We start from the raw sequence: 17,110 nt of genomic DNA, 5'->3' as shown, positions 1-17,110 counted from the left end.
GCATCAGGCCGGCGGGCCGGGCGATGACCGCGCGTAGTGCGCTGTGGCGGACCAGTTCGGCGCGGACCCGGCGGCCTGCGGGGGGTGCGGAGGGCGGCGGCACGGCGGGCGCGGTCGACGGCGGCGGGCAGGGCCGCGATGAGGGCGTCGACGTCGGCGGGGGTGCTGGTGTGGCCGAGGGTGAAGCGCAGCGAGGAGCGGGCCCGGTCGTGGTTGGCGCCCATCGCGAGCAGGACGTGGCTGGGCTGGGCCACTCCGGCGGAGCAGGCCGAGCCGGTGGAGCAGGCGATGCCCTGGGCGTCGAGCAGGAGCAGCAGGGCGTCTCCCTCGCAGCCGGGGAAGGAGAAGTGCGCGTTGCCGGGTAGCCGGTCGACGGGGTCACCGTTGAACACCACCTCGGGCACCGCCTCCCGGACCCGTCGCACGAGGTCGTCGCGGAGCGCGGCCACCCGGGTCGCGTACTCCTGCTGGCTCTTGACCGCCGTCTCGACGGCGACGGCGAAGGCGACGATGCCGGCGGTGTCCAGGGTGCCGGAACGGACGTCCCGCTCCTGCCCGCCGCCGTGCAGCAGCGGGGTGGCGACGACGTCCCGGGCGAGCAGCAACGCGCCGACCCCGGTCGGACCGCCGAGCTTGTGCCCGGTCACGGTGAGCGCGGAGACCCCGCTGGCCGCGAAGTCGACGGCCACCTGGCCGACCGCCTGCACGGCGTCGGTGTGGAACGGCACCCCGTGTTCGGCGGCGACGGCGGCCAGTTCGGCCACCGGCTGTACGGTGCCGACCTCGTTGTTGGCCCACATCGCGGTCACCACGGCGACCCGGTCGGCCTGCTCGGCCAACTGTGCGCGGAGAAGTTCCGGGTCGAGCCGGCCGGAGGCGTCCGCCGGCAACCAGTCGACCTCGGCGCCCTCCTGGTCGGCCAGCCAGTCGACCGCGTCCAGGACGGCGTGGTGTTCCACCGCGCTGGAGACCACCCGGACCCGGTCGGGCCGGTCGGCCCGCCGGGCCCAGAAGATGCCCTTGACGGCGAGGTTGTCACTCTCCGTGCCGCCGCCGGTGAAGATGACCTCGGACGGGCGGGCACCCAGCACCGCGGCCACCCGTTCGCGGGACTCTTCCACCCGACGCCGGGCACGCCGGCCCGCCGCGTGCAGCGACGACGCGTTGCCGACCTCGCGGGCGATGGCGACGTACGCCGCCAACGCCTCGTCGAGCATCGGGGTGGTCGCCGCGTGATCCAGGTATGCCATCACCGTTCAGCGTAACGGCCGGGGCACGGTCCGCCAGATCCCGGACCACCCGTACCGAAGCGTGGATCGGTGCGGCGGCGGGCCGGGCGTCCGGACCGGACGGGAGAGGGACCGGACGGGAGAGGGACCGGGCGACGCAGGAACCGGGCCGGGGTACGGCCGGACCGGGATCGGGGTCGATCCCGGTCCGGCCCGGCATCAGGCCGGTACGGCCGTGACGACGATGTTGTCCCGGTAGTGCCGGGTCTTCGGGTCGAACGGGCCACCGCAGGTGATCAACGTGAGGCGCGGTCTGCCGTCCCGGGCGAAGTACCGGTCCAGCGGGATCTTCGTCTTGACGTACTCCTCGCGGGCGACGACCCGGTAGGCGCGCTGTTTCCCGTCCGCGCCGGTGGCGGTGAGGGCGTCTCCCTGGTCCAGCTCGCGGAGCCGGAAGAACGCCCCCTTGCCCTGTTCGGAGCTGTCGACGTGGCCGGCGATCACCACCGAGCCGGCGTCGGCCTCCAGCCCGGGGCCGTACCGGTACCAGCCGATCTGGTCCACGCTCGGCGGGACGTCGAACTCGTCGGTCCGGGTGTCGACGCCCACCGGGTTGACCGTGGCGGTGACGTCGATCGCCGGGATACGCAGCTTCACCGGCGGGACGGTCCGCTCGCCGGTCGGCAGGTCACCGGCGGTCACCGGCACCGACGGGCCACCACCGGTCCCGGCCGTCGGGCTCGGCGGGTTGCTGCTGGCCAGCGCCGCCGCCTCGTCGGCGCCGACGTCCCCGGCCGGCTGTGATCCGCACGCCACCCCGGTGGCGACGACGAGCGCGGCGACGCCGGCGGCCATCGCCGCCAGCGCCCCGCGGTTACGCACCGTCACCGGCGACCGGTCCGAGCGGTGGCCACCCGGGCCCCGCCACCGACCAGCAGCAGTACGCCGGCACCGGCCAGCACGTACCACCAGGTGTCCACGCCGGTGCCGGCCTGTCCGCCGCTGCCGCTGGGCACCCCGCCCGGTGCGGAGTGCAGACCGGTGATGGTCTGGGCGACCAGGTCGAGGTTCTTGGCCTCGGCGGAACCGATCGCGTAGACGATGGTGGCGGTGCCCTCCTTGAGGTTCAGGTCCGCCGGGCCGATCGCCACGGTGTCGGTGCCGGCCAGCACCACGTCGGCCTTGACGGTGCCCGCGTCGACGTCCGCCTTGGCCTCCTTCGGGTTGGTCAGCCCCTCGAAGACCGGCTTGCCACCGGCCCGGACGTCCACCGCCGGGGCGGCGGCGGTGTGCCGGACGATGAGCCGGGCCTTGCCGGCGGCCAGCTTGGCGGTGTCGTTCACGAACGGCGTGATCTGCGGCTTGCCGTCCGCGCTGAGGTGTGCGGCGAGGCTGATGTTCGCGCCGCCGGGCACCTCGGCGTCGTCGACGCTGAGGATCGCGCTGCCGATCGGCTCGCCCGGCTTGGTCAGGGCGATGTCGTACTCGCCCTCGGGCAGGGTCAGCGGGCCGGCGACGTCACCGGGCTTGAAGTTGTCGAGGGTCTTCTTGCCGTTGACGTAGACGTCGACGGGGGTGTCCGGAATGCCGTGCACGACGGAGACCTTGGCCGAGGCGGCGTACGCCGGACCCGTGGTCGCGGCGCCGACGCCCGCGAAGGCCAGGGCGGCCACCGCGCCGCCTGCGGCGACCCGACGGAAGATAGCGAGCTGCATGTCTGCCTCCTGGTGATTGGTGCTGGTTCGTCAGGTCTGGCTTGCAGAACGGGTTACGCCGCCCGTCCCGCCGTCGGATGCAGCCGCACACCTGTTTCTTTTTCTTCGTCCGGGGTGCATCCGGAGCCGCAGGCGGCGACGAAGAGCAGGTGAGACGAGTGGAGGCGGACACGGACCGGGAGAGTGGGGCGACGGCTGTGGGAGCTACAGTCGGGCATGCCCCAGGGAAGGCGACCCGCCCGGTGACAGCGGTGGGAACAGCAGGACAGGACCCCGACCCCGCACCCCCGGACGAGCTGGCCGCGCGCTTCCGGGCGGGCGACGAGAGTGCGCTGCGGGAGGCGTACGACCGGTTCGGCCGGGCCGTGCTCCACCTGGCCACCAGCACGCTTGCCAACCGCAGCGACGCGGAGGACGTGACCCAGGCGACGTTCGTCGCCGCCTGGCTGGGACGGGACACCTTCGACCCGGCCAAGGGCTCGTTGATCGGCTGGCTGCTCGGTATCGGCCGGCGCAAGGTGGTCGACCGGCTGCGTGCCTCGGCCCGGGAGAACCGGGTGGTGGAGACCGTCCGCCAACTGCCCGAGCCGGTCGCCACCGGCGGGGACCCGGACACCGTGGTCGACCGGCTGGTGATCGCCGACGAGCTGGCCCGGCTCCCGGACGACCAGCGGCGGATGCTGGAGCTGGCCTTCTACGACGACCTGACCCACCAGCAGATCTCGACGGTGACCGGGGTGCCGCTGGGCACGGTCAAGAGCCACATCAGACGGGGCATGGCGAGCTTGAAACGCAGATGGGAGGTGGACGGTGCCGCACCTGGAGCACGACCGGCTGGTCTTTCTGGCGCTCGGTGAGAGCGAGGCGGGCCACGGTGAGACCGACCACCTCGAGGCGTGTGCGACCTGCCGCGACGAGCTGGATACCCTCCGGCACGTCGCCGGGTTGGGCGCGGACACCCAGGGCCTGCACGCCCTACCCGACCCGCCGGCGCACGTCTGGGCGGGCATCCTGGCCGAACTGGACGCCGTCGAGGAGGTGCCGTCCCTGGCCGAGGCCCACCGCGGTGGCCTTGAGCAGGGCCATTCCGCAGTACGCCCGGGAGAGCCGTCACCGCAGGCCGAGGGCCGACCCGGTTCCCCCCACCGGCAGCCGTCACCGGTGACCGGTGACCGGCCGGACGCCCGTCGAGGGCAGTCGCCGTACCCGGGCGGGGAGCGGCCCGGACCACGACCGGCGGTCCGCTCCCGACGGGGCCGACGGTGGCCGCGCTGGGCGACCACCGTCGTCACGGCGACCGCCGCCGCCGCGATCGCGGTGCTCGGCACCGTCGCCGTCCTCGGCGACCGGGGCGGACCCGCGCCCCGGCAGGCCGTGCTGGCCAGCGCGCCACTTGCCGCGTACGGCAACACGCCGAAGGACGCCAACGGTGACGCCCGGGTCTTCGCCGACGGACGACTACATCTGCACGTCGCGAATCTCCCGGACGTTCCGGGGTACTACGAGGTCTGGCTGATCAATCCGACGACCATGGAGATGTTCTCGGTGGGTGTGCTGCGCGGCGGTTCGGGCGACGCGCTGCTGCCCCTGCCCCCGAACGTCGATCTAGAGGCGTACTCGGTGGTCGACGTCTCTGCCGAGCGGTACGACAACCAGCCCGCCCACTCCGGCGACAGCCTGCTGAGGGGCACCCTGACGGGCTGATCGGTGGGCCGGCTCAGCTCCCCGGCCCGCCGATCAGCTCCCCTCCCCGCACCCGCAACGAGCGAGCCGCCGCCCGGAACTCCGGACGGCGGCTCCAGGCTGACCCGGTCGGGTCACTTGCGCTTGCGGATCTCCTCGGCGGCCTGCGGGACGATCTTGAACAGGTCGCCCACCACCCCATAGTCGGCCAGCTCGAAGATCGGGGCCTCGCCGTCCTTGTTCACGGCGACGATCGTCTTCGAGGTCTGCATGCCGGCCCGGTGCTGGATCGCGCCGGAGATGCCCAGCGCGACGTAGAGCTGCGGGGAGACGGTCTTGCCGGTCTGCCCGACCTGGAACTGGTGCGGGTAGTAGCCGGAGTCGACCGCCGCCCGGGACGCCCCGACGGCACCGCCGAGCAGGTCGGCGAACTCCTCGACCAGCTTGAAGTTGTCGGCGTTGCCGACCCCGCGACCGCCGGAGACGACGATGCCGGCCTCGGTCAGCTCGGGGCGGGAGCCCTTCTGCTCGGCCACCCGCTCGACGATCCGGGCCAGCTTGTCGGTGTCGGTGACCGCCACGGTGAGCTGTTCGACGGCCGGGGTGGCCGCCGCCGGGGTCGGGGTGACCGAGTTCGGCCGTACGGTGACCAGCGGCAGGCCCTTGGTGACCTTGGACTTGACGATGGTGGAGCCGGCGAAGGCGATCTGGGTGGCGGTGCCGTCGGCGTCGAGGCCGACCACGTCGGTGAGGATGCCGTTGTCCAGCTTGACGGCCAGCCGGGCGGCGATCTCCTTGCCCTCCTGGGCCGACGCGAGCAGGACGGCCGCCGGCTGCACCCGGTTGACCAGTTCGGCGAGCACTGTCGCCTTGGGGGCCACCAGGTGACCGTCGATCTCCTCGCTCTCGGCGGCGTAGATCTTCTCCGCGCCGTACTCACCGAGCTTGGCGCTCAGCGCCTCGGCGGCACCGGCGCCACCGAGCACCACGGCGCTCGGGGTGCCCAGTTCGCGGGCGAGGGTGAGCATCTCCAGGGTGACCTTCTTGACGCCGAATTCCCTGGTGGCTTCGACGACGACGATTACCTCAGCCATGTCCGGACCCCTCACACGAACTTCTCGGTGGCGAGGAACTCGACCAGCTTGACGCCGCCCTCGCCCTCGTCGGTGATCTTGGCACCGCCGGAGCGCGGCGGACGCTTGGTGTGCTCGACGACGGCACTCGTCGCCCCCTCGAAACCCACCTCGGTTGGCGCGACGCCCAGGTCAGCCAGGGAGAGCGTGCGCACCGGCTTCTTCTTGGCGGCCATGATGCCCTTGAAGGAGGGGTAGCGCGGCTCGTTGATGGTGTCCCAGACGGAGACCACGGCCGGCGTCGACGCGGTGACCACCTCGTAGCCCTCCTCGGTCTGCCGCTCGACGGTCAGCGTGCCGCCGTCGACGGTGAGCTTGCGCGCGCCGGTGAGTGCGGCGACCCCCAGCCGCTCGGCGAGCATGTGCGGCATGACCTGCACCCGGCCGTCGGTCGACTCGGCCCCGCAGATCACCAGGTCGGCGCTCAGTTGCCCGAGCGCGGCGGCGAGCACCTTCGAGGTGGCCACGGCACAGGACCCGTGCAGGGCGTCGTCGAGGACGTGCACGGCGGAGTCCGGCCCCATCGAGAGCGCCTTGCGGATCGACTCGGTGGCCCGGTCCGGTCCCATGGTCAGGATGGTGACCTCGCCCCCGTGCGCCTCCTTGATCTTCAGCGCCTCCTCGATGGCGTACTCGTCCATCTCGTTGATCACGTTGTTCGCCGAACCGCGGTCGACGGTGTTGTCGTCAGCACGCAGGTTGCGGTCCGCGCCCGAATCAGGCACCTGCTTGACGAGTACGACGATGTTCATCGCGATTCGACGACCCTCCTGTTGGTGGTGTGCGATCTGCTCGCCCGGTCACGGGCGGAGCTTCGCGCGTCCGTTGACGCCCGGTCAACCGCGGGCGGTTGTGCAGTTGCCCACGACCACCATGTTACCTGCCAGTAGCTTACCCCGCCGACCACCCACCGTGACACAGCTCACCCGCGACGGCGCGACGTAGGCCCCTGCCCGGCAGGCGTCGCCACATCGCCGATCCGGCGGCGTGACGCGGATGGCTAGGCCGGCTCGGCCAGGGCGGTCCGGATCCGCGCGATGGTCTCCGCCTCGGCCGCCGTCACCCCGCGGTGCGCGCGGGCCACCTGCTCCGCCGCGGCCAACACCAGCTCGCGGTACGCGGACAGATCGGCCGGTGACTTCGCCCGCAGGATGTCCACCGCGCGAACCAGCGCCGGCAGCACCACCGACTCGACCTCCAGGGTCGAGTCCCGGGGCAGCCGGGGCAACGAGCCGCCGGTGAGCGCCTCCTTCACCAGCCCGCTGGCCCCGGCGAACGCCCCGGAGGCGGCGAAGCTCTCCCGGATCATCGCGAACACGCCGGGATCGGCGTTCGACACCAGGAAGACCGCCCCGAAGGCGCCCGTCTTGAGGACCTGCTGCTCGTCGTCCGTCAACCGCTGCTCCATCATCACGGAGTGTAGACGTAGGGGGTGGTCGTGGTGACCGGGACGAAGCCGAGTCGTTCCAGGATCGGCCGACTGTCCTCCGAGGCGTCCACCTGCAACAGCGTCTTGCCCCGCTGGTCGGCCAGCCGGGCCCGGTAGGTCACCAGCGCCCGGTAGACGCCCCGGTGCCGCCACTCTTCGAGGGTCGAGCCTCCCCACAGGCTGGCGAAGCCGGTGCCGTTCAGGTAGCGCACCCAGCCGGCACTGACCGCCGTCTCCCCCACCTCGGCCACCACCACGGTGATCGACTGCGGGTCCGCCTCGATCTCCCGGGCCAGGCCGGTGACAAGGTGCGATCGGTCGCTACGCCAGACCTCCTCCTCCATCGCGGCGATCCGCTCCAGGTCGACCCGGCTGGTGACCTCGCGCAGCCGTACCCCTTCGGGCAGCACCGGGACGGCGCCGGCCAGCGGCGCGACCGGCCCGATCAGGACGGTCTCCCGGTCCTCCGGCACGAAGCCGGCGGCCCGCAGCCGGTCCGGCAGGTCGGCAGGCTCGTCGTGGCTGTTGTGTTTCCACTCCACCGACTCCCCGCGCTGCCGGAACAGCTCGACCTGCCGGGCGATCAACGCGTCCAGCTCCGGCCCGGCCAGCCCGTCCAGGGTGCGGTAGGTGAGGAATCCGCCGTGGTCCAGGCCCAGCACCCGCACCAGCGGCCCGTCCCGCTCGACTGTCACGCCGGCTGGGACCGGGTCGGGGATCTCCGGGCGGATCTGCCGGTCGTAGGTGTCGCGCAGGGTGGTGGCGTCAAGATCGGTCATCGCTCCAGGCTAGGCCGACCGTAAAGCGGATAATCGGCCTCGTGTGGCAGGCGATCAGACGGTGGTTCGACCCGTCGGACCTCGACTCGGTGGGCACCACCCCCGACTACCGATTCTCGCTGGCCAACGAACGGACCTTCCTCGCCTGGCTGCGCACCGGGTTGGCGCTGATCGCCGGTGGGCTGGCCGCCGCCCAGTTCCTCCCGCCGCTACCGCTGCGACATCTGCGCGAGGTGATCGCCGTGGCGTTGCTGCTGCTCGGCGGCACCGTCGCGGTCAGGGCGGTGGACCACTGGTCGCGTACCGAACGGGCCATCAGGCTCGGCGAACGCCTGCCGGCCTCGCGGTTTCCGGCGGTCCTCGCCCTGGTCGTGGCGGTGGGCGCGCTGCTGCTGGTGGTGGCCGTGCTCGTCCGGGGGGTGAGCGGTCGGTGACCGGCGGCCCGGCGCGCGGGGGTCACCCCGGTGGTGGCGATCCCGGCCTGCAACCCGAGCGCACCGGGCTGGCCTGGCGGCGTACCGCGCTGGCGTTCACCGTGGTGACCGTGCTCGCGGTCCGGTTGGCGCTCACCGGCGACACGCCCGGCGCGTTGCTCGCCGGGGTGACCGTGCTGACCTGGTGGACGACGCTGGTGGTCACCTGGGGACGGGCCACCGGTCGCCGCCGGGCCCGGATCGACGGCCGGGCCGTTCCGCTGGTGGCCCTCGGTACGGCGGTCCTGGCACTGCTCTGCGTGTCGCTGGTGCTGCGTGGGGTGTGGTGACGCGCGACGCTGCGTCATGATGGGGGCATGGCCCGGCTCTACGTGCTGTTGTTCCTGATCCAGGTGGTGCTCGCCGCCTGCGCGCTGATCAGTTGTCTGTCCGCCGACGACGGCGCGGTCCGCGGGCTGCCCCGGTTCGCCTGGGTGTTGATCATCCTGGTCCTCCCGCTGGTCGGCTCGATCGCCTGGTTCCTCGTCGGTCGTCCCGCCCCCGAGGGTGACCGCCGACGGGGCCGGTCGTCCGGCCCCGGCTCGCGGCGGCCCCTCGCGCCCGACGACGACCCGGAGTTCCTGAAGTCGATCGACGAGCGGGCGCACCGCGACGACCACGCCCTCTTCCAGCGTTGGGAGGAGGACCTCCGCCGCCGGGAGGACGGCCTGCGCCGCCACGACGGCCGGAGTTCTCCCGCCGACGCGTCGCCCGGTGACCACGTACCGCCCGCCGAACGCCCGCCCGCCGAGCACCCACCCACCACGGACCGGACGTCGCCCCGGGAGGACGCCGCACCCCGCGACGGTGAACGGCCCCGTGAGGGCGACCGACCCGAGATCTGACTCGCCGGGGTCACCCCGGTCCACGGGCGGCCATCCCGGCCGCCCGTGGCACGTCGCGTCGGCCGCCCGTGCCGGTCAGGCCGCAGGTGGCACGTCGGCGTCCGGGGTCAGACCCGGCGCCGCAGGCCCCGCACCGCGAGCGGGGCGAAGACGGCGGCGATGGCGACCGCCCAGAGCAGCGACTGGAGCACCGGCCCGGCGACCGGGCCGCCGACCAGCAGGCCGCGCAGCGCGTTCGCCAGGATGGTCACCGGATTGACCTCGACCCAGTGCTGGAGCCAGGACGGCATCGTCTCGGTCGGTACGAAGGCGTTGCTGGTGAAGCTGAGCGGGAAGATCACGGTGAAGCCGAAGATCTGCACCTTGTCCGGCTCGCTGACCAGCACCCCGACCAGCACCGACATCCAGGCGGCGGCGAGCGAGAAGACCAGCAGCAGGGCGAATGCGCCGAGCAGGCCGAACAGGCCGTTGCCGAGCCGGAAGCCGAGGATCATCCCGACGCCGAGCAGCAGGGTCAGCGACCAGGCCTGCTTGACAGTGTCGGCGACGATCCGGCCGGCGAGCGGGGACCAGCGGGCGACCGGCAGCGACCGCAACCTGTCGAAGACACCCTTGGTGAGATCCTGGTTGAGCCCGAAGCCGGTGGTCATCGTGGCGAAGAACGCGTTCTGCACGATGATGCCGGGCAGCGCGAAGGTGAGGTACTCCCCCGGGCTGCCGGAGATCGCCCCACCGAAGACGTAGGTGAAGAGCAGCACGAACATCACCGGTTGGATGCTCAGGTCGAGCAGTTCCATCGGATTGTGTTTGATCTGCACCAGGCTGCGCCAGGCCAGCGTGCCGGTGTGCCGCAGGCCCGCGGTCGGGCCGAGTCGGCGGGCCGGCGCGGGTCGGGCCGACGGGGCGACGACGGTCGCGGCGGTCATGCCGGGCTCCCTTCCAGGATGTCGGCGGTGTCGGTGGTGTCGGTGGTATCGTCGTCGGCCCGGTGGCCGGTGAGGGAGAGGAACACCTCGTCGAGGCTGGACCCGCGCAGGGCCAGCTCGGCGACGTGCACCTCGGCGTCGTCGAGCCGGCGGACCACGGCGGGCAGTGTGCCCGGCCCGTCGACCGGCGCGCTGACCGTCGTCTGGTTGACCTCCGGGGCGACCCCGGTCACCTCGCTGACGACGGCGAGCACGGTCGGCAGGTCGGTGGCCTCGACCGGCCGGACGGTGAGCACCTGGCCGCCGGTCTTGGCCTTCAGCTCCTGCGGACTGCCCTGGGCGATCACCCGACCGTGGTCGACCACCGCGATCTCGTCGGCCAACTGGTCGGCCTCCTCCAGGTACTGCGTGGTCAGCAGCACGGTCACCCCCTCGGCGACCAGGCCCCGGACGATGTCCCACAGGTCGTTGCGGCTGCGCGGATCGAGCCCGGTGGTCGGCTCGTCGAGGAAGAGCACCTGCGGCCGGCCGACCAGGCTGGCCGCCAGGTCGAGCCGGCGGCGCATGCCACCGGAGTAGGTCTTGGCGGCCCGGCCGGCGGCGTCGGTGAGCTGGAACCCGGCCAGCAACTCGGCGGCCCGGTCCCGGGCGGCCCGCCGGGACAGGCCCAGCAGTCGACCGATGAGCAGCAGGTTCTCGGTGCCGGTCAGGTTCTCGTCGACCGAGGCGTACTGACCGGTGAGGCCGATCAGCTGGCGGACCCGGTGGGCGTCGCGGCGCACGTCGTACCCGCCGACGGTGGCGTGGCCCTCGTCGGCGGTGAGCAGGGTGGCGAGCACCCTTACCGCGGTGGTCTTGCCGGCGCCGTTGGGGCCCAGCAGCCCGAAGACCGTCCCGGTGGGGACCTCCAGGTCGACCCCGGCCAGGGCGGTGGTGGTGCCGAAGCGGCGCACCAGCCCCTCGGCGCGGATGGCGTATGTCATCAGAACTCCCGTCGTTATCGCTGGATCGTCCAACGATGGGCGAGGGGTCTGACGTTACGTGTATCGCCGCCGACATTCCGCCGATTTATCCGCGCGGCAGAACACGACCGCCGTCCGAGGTCCGCCGGTCGGCGGAGGCGCGGTCAGGCCAGATTCGACGAACGCGGGTACGCGTCGGCCGGATCGGTGAGCACATTGACCAGGTACGGCACCCCCGCGTCGAACGCCCGCCCCAGGGCCGGGCCGAGATCGGCCGCCTTCGCCACCGTCTCCCCGGCACCGCCGAGCGCCTCGACCACGTGGTCGTAGCGCAGCTCGGGCTGGAGGTCGGCGGCGACGTCGTAGCCGTACATGGCCCGCATCGGGTGCTTCTCCAGCCCCCAGATGCCGTTGTTGCCGACCACGATCACCACCGGCAGCCGCTGCCGGACCAGCGACTCCACGTCCATCAGCGAGAAGCCGGCCGCGCCGTCGCCCATCAGCACGCAGATCTGCCGGTCGGGGTGGCTGACCCGGGCCCCCATCGCATAGCCCAGGCCGGTGCCGAGGCAGCCGTACGGGCCGGGGTCGAGCCAGGTGCCGGGCTGCGACGGCTCCAGGTAGCGGCCGGCGTACGAGACGAAGTCACCGCCGTCGCCGATGGTGATCGCGTCCGGGGCGAGGGCCCGGCGCAGCTCGCCGTAGACCCGGGCCGGGCGGATCGGGTCGGTCTCGGCGGCCATCTCGCCGGCGTCGCGCGCCTTCGCCGCGTCCTCGGCGGTCCGCAGCTGGGCGATCCAGTCGGTGTGGTCGGCCCGGTCGCCGGGGTGCCCGGCGAACGCGGACAGGATCAGCCGCAGGTCACCGGCGGGGCTGGCGGCCGGCTGGACGTGCCCGGCCCGCTGGGTGGGTGCGTCGACGACGTGCACCACCGCCGCGTCGCCGAAGTCGCCGAAGCCGAGCCGGAAATCCAGCGGGGTGCCGACGACGACCACCACGTCGGCGTCGTTCAGCGCGACCCGACGGGCCTTGGCGAAGGCGAGCGGGTGCTGCGGCGGTAGTGCGCCGCGCCCCATGCCGTTGGTGAAGACCGGCACCTGCAACGCCTCGGCGGCCTCGCGGAGCGCGGCGACGGCGTCACCGGCGTACACGTCGGAGCCGGCGACGATCACCGGACGGGTGGCGGCGGCGATCATTCGGGCCGCCTTCGTCACCTCGTCCGGGTCGGGTTCGATCGGCGCGACAGGCGTCGGGGCGGGCAGCTCGGCGTCGCCGACGGAGAAGACCGCCTCCAGCGGGAAGTCGAGGAAGACCGGCCCCCGGTGCGGGGTGAGCGCGGTGGTCAGCGCGGCGGAGACCGCCCGGGGGATGTCGTCGGCGGTGAAGACCGTCTCGGCGTGCTTGGTGACCGGGGCGACGAGCGGCAGGTGGTCCATCTCCTGGAGGCTGCCTGCGCCCCACCGGAACTGCGGGGCCCGACCGCCCAGCACCAGCACCGGTGAGGCGTTGAAATAGGCGCTGGTCAGGCCGGAGATGCCGTTGGTGACGCCCGGACCGGCGGTGAGCACGGCGAGGCCGGGGCGGCGCTGGAGCTTGGCCACCGCCTCGGCGGCGAAGACGGCGGACTGCTCGTGCCGGACGTCGTAGATCGGGAACCCGGTGGTGTGGGCGGCGTCGTAGAGCGGGAAGACGTGCCCGCCGGAGAGGGTGAACATCTCCCGTACGCCGTGCGCCCGCAGTGCCGCCAGCGCCAGCGCTCCGCCGTGGCCCTCGACCCGTTCCGTCATCGCCGCTCCCCTCGTCCGGTGACCCGGGGTCACACGCTACTGGCCGGTACGGAAGATGTGAACACTTCTCACCGTCCCGGGGGCCAAGCGGAGTGGACAGCCGCCCGGACCGGCGCGGACAGCCGGCCGGGTCCGACAGCCGGCCGGGATCAGCGGCCGGTGAAGTCGGGCCTGCGCTTCTCGACGAAGGCGGCCATGCCCTCGCGCCGGTCGTCGGTGGCGAACAGCGCGGCGAAGAGCTGACTCTCCCAGGCGAGGCCGGAGGTGAGATCCATGTCCAGGCCGGCGTCGACCGCCAGCTTCGCCGCCCGCAGCGCCTGCACCGGACCGGTCAGGTAGGGGCGCACCAGCGCGACGGCGGTGTCGTAGACCTCGGCCGCCGGGGCGACCCGGTCGGCCAGCCCGATCCGCAGCGCCTCCGCCGCGTCCACCATCCGGCCCGACATGATCAGATCCTTGGCGCGGGCCGGGCCGACCAGCCGGGCCAGCCGCTGGGTGCCGCCGGCGCCGGGGATGACGCCGAGCTTGATCTCCGGCTGACCGAGCTTGGCGTCCTCGGCCACCACCCGCCAGTCACAGGCCAGCGCCAGCTCGCAGCCGCCGCCGAGGGCGTACCCGGTGATCGCGGCCACCACCGGCTTGGGAATCCGGGCGAGCGCGCCGACGGCGCTGGAGAGGTCGGCGGCCCGCTCTGCCATGTCCACGTAGGACATCTCGGCCATCTCCTTGATGTCCGCGCCGGCGGCGAAGACCTTCTCCCCGCCGTACACGATGACGGCCCGGACGGCCGGGTCGGCGGTGGCCGCCGTCGCGGCGGCCCGCAACTCCTCCTGGACCTGCTTGTTGAGCGCGTTCATCGGTGGCCGCTCCAGCCGGATGGTGCCGATGCCGTCCCTGGTCTCCAGCCGCACGAACTCGCTCACGCCGCCCTCACTTCCTCGTCGAAGTCGCGTGCCAACCTTACGACCCGGGTCGTTGGGGTACGTAGTCTGGTGTTCGCCACCCGCGGTCGGGAGTCCAGCGATGATCACGTACTACGACGACCGGTCGGTGCAGGTCACCTCCGCCGCCATCCGGGTCGACGGTCGGGCCTTCCCGTTGGCCGAGATCGGCCTGGTCTGGCACCGCCGGGGCAGCCGCTCCTGGCGCGTGCTGGCCGGGCGGGGCGCGATCGGCGCGGCCCTGGCCGGGCCACTGGTGGCCGCGGCGCTCGGCATCGCGGTGGCCGTGTGGCTGCACCGCTCCCCCACCGTCACGCTCGCCGTCGTGGGGGCGTCGGTCCTGGTCGGGCTGGCTGTCGGGCCGATCGCCGACTTCCTCTTCAATCACCTGGACCGGTCCTACGACCGGGGCAGCCGGCAGCGCGAGCTGTGGATCCGCTGGCGGGACCGGCCCGTGCTGCTGCTGCGCACCGGCGACGCGCAGCGCTTCGGCCAGATCTACCGGGCGGTGCAGCGCGCGGTGGAGCACACCGGACCGCCACCCCGACCGGGGCACGACCCCGGGCCGCCCTCCCCGGCGGCGGCACCGCACACGATCGGCTCGACCGGCGGCAACCCGGGGCACGGCAACAGGCGGTAGCCGCCCCGCGTCACCCGCGCTATCGCACGGGCACACAGCGGCGCCGGTCGGCTGCGAACGGTTAGGGTTAGTGATGACCCTCTATTACCGGGACGACACGGTGCAGGTGACCTCCGAGTCGATCCGGGCCGGCGGGCAGGTCGTACGGCTCGCCGACGTGGCGTACGTCTGGCACGCCCGGGGAGCCACCACGATGGCCGTCCGGTCCCGGATCCTCGGGCGCGGTGTGCTGGTGCTGCTGCTCTCGCTGCCCCCGTTGATCGCGCTGGTCTGCGTGGTCTCGCTGCTCTGGTCCGCGCAGGACCGGGGCGAGTGGAAACCGGCCCTGCTCGTCCTGGCGGCCTGCGCCGTCGGGGTGCTCGCCCTGCTGCCCTTCCTGGAGCTGCCGCTGGGCTGGCTGGACCGCTCCTACGAACGCGGCAACCGGGTCAACGAACTGTGGGTGCAGCACCTCGGGCAGGAGGTGATGCTGCTGCGTACCCCCGACGCGTTGCGGTTCGGGCAGATCTACCGGGCCGTCCAGCGCGCGGTCGAACAGCAGGGCGAACCCCGGTGAGCACCCGGGGTGGCACGGTGGTCCCGCCGGTCGGCCCGGTCGCCGGCGGGCACCACTGGCCGGACCGGCGCACACTGGGTGACATGGCCATCCCCCTGCCCCGACCGACCGCCGTCGTCGGCCTCACCCGCTCCGCCCTCGACCAGGCGTTCGGTTCGGCCGCCTCGTTCGCCGCCGTGCCGGCCCGCGCCTTCGCCGTGCTGGACGGGGTGGAGGAGCTGCTGACCCGGATCAACGGGGTGGTGGACCGGATCGAGGACACCCTGGACCGGACCGACCGGGTGCTCACCGACGCCGAGAAGGCGGTCGGCGAGGTGGCGGTGATCACCACGGCGGCGGCCGTGGTGGTGGCGGAGGCCGAGCAGGTGTCGGGGGCGGCGGCCGGGGTGGTCGCCGCAGCCGGGCAGGTGTCCCGGGCCGCCGGCGTGGTGGTCGCCGAGGCCGAGGCGGTGGCCGGGCGGGCCGCCGGCACTGTGGTCGCCGCCGAGGGGGCAGCCACCGTCGCGGCCGAGCTGCTGGCCGCGTACGAGCCGGCGTTGCGGCGGGGTGCGCCGATGGCGAACCGGTTCGTGGCCGAACTGAGCCACGACGAGGTGGTTGCCGCGATCCGGCTCGTGGACGAGTTGCCGAGGCTGAAGGAGCACCTGACCTCGGACGTGCTGCCGATCCTGGCCACCCTGGACCGGGTCGGCCCGGACCTGCACGACCTGCTCGACGTGACCCGCGACCTCAAGCTCGCCGTCGCCGGCATTCCCGGCCTGGGGCTGCTGCGCCGCCGGGGCGAGCGGCTCGCCGAGGACCCCACGGACTGAGCCGCCGGAGTCGCCCGGCCCGGCGCAGAGGTCGGTGGACCCGGTCAGCACCCGGGTTCGCCGAACGACCGGCAGCCCGATGCGGCAGGCGGACCCTTGCGCCAGGCGGACCCTTGCGCCAGGCGGGCCGGTCAGCCGGTGAAGAGGGCGTCGATCTCGGCGCGGCTGGGAAGGGCCACGGACGCGCCGAACCGCCGGACGCAGGCCGCACCGGCCGCCGCCGCCCAGCGCACCGCGTCGACCACCTCGCGGCCCTCGCCCCAGGCCACCGCCAGGGCGGCGGTGAACGCGTCCCCGGCGGCGGTCGAGTCGACCACGTCCACCGCGACGGGCGGCACGTGCACGGCCTGCCCGTCCCGGTCGACGTACCAGGCCCCGTCGCCGCCGAGGGTGAGCACCGCCCGGGGCACCAGCGTCAGCAGCGCCTGCGGATCGTCCCGTCCGCTGCCGGTGAGCAGCTGCGCCTCGGTCTCGTTGACCACCAGCAGGTCCACCGCGGCGAGCAGTTCGGCGGGCACCTGCCGGGCCGGTGCGGCGTTGAGGATCACCCGGGTGCCGGCGGCACGGGCGGCCACCGCCGCCTGGGTCACCGTCTCGACCGGGATCTCCAGCTGGGCGACCAGCACGTCCGCCCCGCGTACGGCGTGCAGCTCGGCCTCGGTCAGGTCGGTGAAGGCGGCGTTCGCGCCGGGGGTGACCAGGATGGCGTTCTCACCGGCGGCGTTGACCATCACCAGCGCCACCCCGGACGCCCCGTAGACCACCCGCAGGTGACTGGCGTCCACCTGGGCGGCGGTGATCCGGGCCCGCAGGGTGACGCCGAACGAGTCGGAGCCCAGCGCGCCGAGGAAGGTGCAGGCGGCCCCGGCCCGGACGGCGGCGATCGCCTGGTTGGCGCCCTTCCCTCCGGGGACCATCATGAAGTCGTTGCCGAGCACCGTCTCCCCCGGCCGGGGCAGCTTCCCAGCGGCCCCCACCAGGTCCATGTTCGCGCTGCCCACCACGACGATCCGACTCTGCCGCACCCCGACCTCCCGCCGACACCACCACCAGCTCCCCGACGCCCCGCGCCAGGCACCCACACCCCAGCGAGTCTAAATCCCCCACACCCACCCTCCACCCCGTCGATCATGGACTTGTGGTGGCCGCAAAAGTGGCACAGAGGGGCGATCCCCCCACCACAAGTCCATGATCGACGCG

At 73.2% G+C, this 17,110-nt stretch carries 18 protein-coding genes and 2 pseudogenes; 8 read left to right on the top strand and 12 right to left on the bottom strand.

The features are described 5' to 3' along the window. Positions 1 to 77 precede the first annotated feature (77 nt). The 3 genes and pseudogenes from AC0AIB_RS29105 to AC0AIB_RS29095 all read right to left on the bottom strand — a co-directional run. Positions 78 to 1,250: pseudogene (locus AC0AIB_RS29105) on the bottom strand (cysteine desulfurase family protein); the annotation flags it as partial. A 198-nt stretch (positions 1,251 to 1,448) separates the two neighbouring features. Then, positions 1,449 to 2,117, bottom strand: coding sequence for a class F sortase (locus AC0AIB_RS29100; RefSeq protein WP_328339347.1), 669 nt, complete (start codon positions 2,115 to 2,117; stop codon positions 1,449 to 1,451). Continuing rightward, positions 2,114 to 2,944, bottom strand: a complete 831-nt coding sequence (locus AC0AIB_RS29095) for a DUF4397 domain-containing protein (protein WP_328339348.1) — start codon at positions 2,942 to 2,944, stop codon at positions 2,114 to 2,116. Before AC0AIB_RS29095 ends, AC0AIB_RS29100 begins: the two co-directional genes overlap by 4 nt. Before the next feature lie 251 nt (positions 2,945 to 3,195). On the opposite strand from AC0AIB_RS29095, the gene AC0AIB_RS29090 reads away from it, so the two are divergent. Together AC0AIB_RS29090 and AC0AIB_RS29085 are read left to right on the top strand one after the other, a co-directional pair. Continuing rightward, positions 3,196 to 3,801 (top strand): RNA polymerase sigma factor, encoded by a 606-nt coding sequence (locus tag AC0AIB_RS29090; RefSeq protein ID WP_465097875.1) that lies wholly within the window; start codon positions 3,196 to 3,198, stop codon positions 3,799 to 3,801. Next, positions 3,755 to 4,648 (top strand): anti-sigma factor, encoded by an 894-nt coding sequence (locus AC0AIB_RS29085; RefSeq protein ID WP_465097874.1) that lies wholly within the window; start codon positions 3,755 to 3,757, stop codon positions 4,646 to 4,648. Before AC0AIB_RS29090 ends, AC0AIB_RS29085 begins: the two co-directional genes overlap by 47 nt. 113 nt (positions 4,649 to 4,761) lie before the next feature. On the opposite strand, the gene AC0AIB_RS29080 is transcribed toward AC0AIB_RS29085, so the two are convergent. From AC0AIB_RS29080 to AC0AIB_RS29065, 4 genes are all read right to left on the bottom strand, one after another. Then, positions 4,762 to 5,721: an electron transfer flavoprotein subunit alpha/FixB family protein gene (locus tag AC0AIB_RS29080; RefSeq protein ID WP_328339351.1), complete on the bottom strand. Its 960-nt coding sequence runs from the start codon at positions 5,719 to 5,721 to the stop codon at positions 4,762 to 4,764. Between the two features lie 11 nt (positions 5,722 to 5,732). Further along, complete coding sequence (locus AC0AIB_RS29075) at positions 5,733 to 6,512, bottom strand: electron transfer flavoprotein subunit beta/FixA family protein (protein WP_328339353.1); 780 nt, start codon at positions 6,510 to 6,512, stop codon at positions 5,733 to 5,735. Between the two features lie 248 nt (positions 6,513 to 6,760). Next, entirely contained in the window at positions 6,761 to 7,174 is a 414-nt protein-coding gene (locus AC0AIB_RS29070; RefSeq protein ID WP_328339354.1) for a hypothetical protein, read from the bottom strand. Further along, a complete protein-coding gene (locus AC0AIB_RS29065) occupies positions 7,171 to 7,968 on the bottom strand; it encodes a GNAT family N-acetyltransferase (RefSeq protein ID WP_328339355.1) in 798 nt (265 codons plus the stop codon). Before AC0AIB_RS29065 ends, AC0AIB_RS29070 begins: the two co-directional genes overlap by 4 nt. 41 nt (positions 7,969 to 8,009) lie before the next feature. On the opposite strand from AC0AIB_RS29065, the gene AC0AIB_RS29060 reads away from it, so the two are divergent. The 3 genes and pseudogenes from AC0AIB_RS29060 to AC0AIB_RS29050 form a co-directional block, all read left to right on the top strand. After that, complete coding sequence (locus AC0AIB_RS29060; RefSeq protein ID WP_328339356.1) at positions 8,010 to 8,402, top strand: YidH family protein; 393 nt, start codon at positions 8,010 to 8,012, stop codon at positions 8,400 to 8,402. Further along, positions 8,399 to 8,731 carry a DUF202 domain-containing protein gene (locus tag AC0AIB_RS29055; RefSeq protein WP_328339357.1) on the top strand — a complete coding sequence of 111 codons (333 nt, stop codon included), beginning with the start codon at positions 8,399 to 8,401 and terminating at the stop codon, positions 8,729 to 8,731. Before AC0AIB_RS29060 ends, AC0AIB_RS29055 begins: the two co-directional genes overlap by 4 nt. Positions 8,732 to 8,758: 27 nt before the next feature. After that, positions 8,759 to 9,148, top strand: a pseudogene (locus AC0AIB_RS29050) (PLD nuclease N-terminal domain-containing protein); the annotation flags it as partial. Positions 9,149 to 9,393: 245 nt separating this feature from the next. On the opposite strand, the gene AC0AIB_RS29045 reads toward AC0AIB_RS29050, so the two are convergent. The 4 genes from AC0AIB_RS29045 to AC0AIB_RS29030 all read right to left on the bottom strand — a co-directional run bounded on the left by AC0AIB_RS29045 (position 9,394) and on the right by AC0AIB_RS29030 (position 13,884). Next, entirely contained in the window at positions 9,394 to 10,212 is an 819-nt protein-coding gene (locus tag AC0AIB_RS29045) for an ABC transporter permease (protein ID WP_328339358.1), read from the bottom strand. After that, positions 10,209 to 11,195, bottom strand: coding sequence for an ATP-binding cassette domain-containing protein (locus AC0AIB_RS29040; RefSeq protein WP_328339359.1), 987 nt, complete (start codon positions 11,193 to 11,195; stop codon positions 10,209 to 10,211). The genes AC0AIB_RS29045 and AC0AIB_RS29040 overlap by 4 nt, the downstream gene beginning before the upstream one ends. Before the next feature lie 143 nt (positions 11,196 to 11,338). Next, entirely contained in the window at positions 11,339 to 12,961 is a 1,623-nt protein-coding gene (locus AC0AIB_RS29035) for an acetolactate synthase (RefSeq protein ID WP_328339361.1), read from the bottom strand. A 149-nt stretch (positions 12,962 to 13,110) separates the two neighbouring features. After that, positions 13,111 to 13,884, bottom strand: coding sequence for an enoyl-CoA hydratase-related protein (locus AC0AIB_RS29030; RefSeq protein ID WP_328339363.1), 774 nt, complete (start codon positions 13,882 to 13,884; stop codon positions 13,111 to 13,113). A 100-nt stretch (positions 13,885 to 13,984) separates the two neighbouring features. On the opposite strand from AC0AIB_RS29030, the gene AC0AIB_RS29025 reads away from it, so the two are divergent. From AC0AIB_RS29025 to AC0AIB_RS29015, 3 genes are all read left to right on the top strand, one after another. After that, positions 13,985 to 14,542: a DUF6232 family protein gene (locus AC0AIB_RS29025; protein ID WP_328339364.1), complete on the top strand. Its 558-nt coding sequence runs from the start codon at positions 13,985 to 13,987 to the stop codon at positions 14,540 to 14,542. 73 nt (positions 14,543 to 14,615) lie between these two features. Then, positions 14,616 to 15,098 (top strand): DUF6232 family protein, encoded by a 483-nt coding sequence (locus tag AC0AIB_RS29020; protein WP_328339365.1) that lies wholly within the window; start codon positions 14,616 to 14,618, stop codon positions 15,096 to 15,098. Between the two features lie 83 nt (positions 15,099 to 15,181). Next, positions 15,182 to 15,910 carry a hypothetical protein gene (locus AC0AIB_RS29015; RefSeq protein ID WP_328339367.1) on the top strand — a complete coding sequence of 243 codons (729 nt, stop codon included), beginning with the start codon at positions 15,182 to 15,184 and terminating at the stop codon, positions 15,908 to 15,910. Positions 15,911 to 16,041: 131 nt separating this feature from the next. Here AC0AIB_RS29015 and AC0AIB_RS29010 read toward each other — a convergent pair whose 3' ends face one another. Then, the gene (locus tag AC0AIB_RS29010) at positions 16,042 to 16,935 is read right to left on the bottom strand and encodes a ribokinase (protein WP_465097873.1); all 894 of its coding nucleotides are present in this window, start codon (positions 16,933 to 16,935) and stop codon (positions 16,042 to 16,044) included. Between the last annotated feature and the right edge of the window lie 175 nt (positions 16,936 to 17,110).

The organism is Micromonospora sp. DSM 43699 (assembly GCF_055517075.1).
The sequence above is the reverse complement of the archived record's forward strand: the minus strand, read 5'-3'. Positions and strand labels throughout refer to the sequence as shown.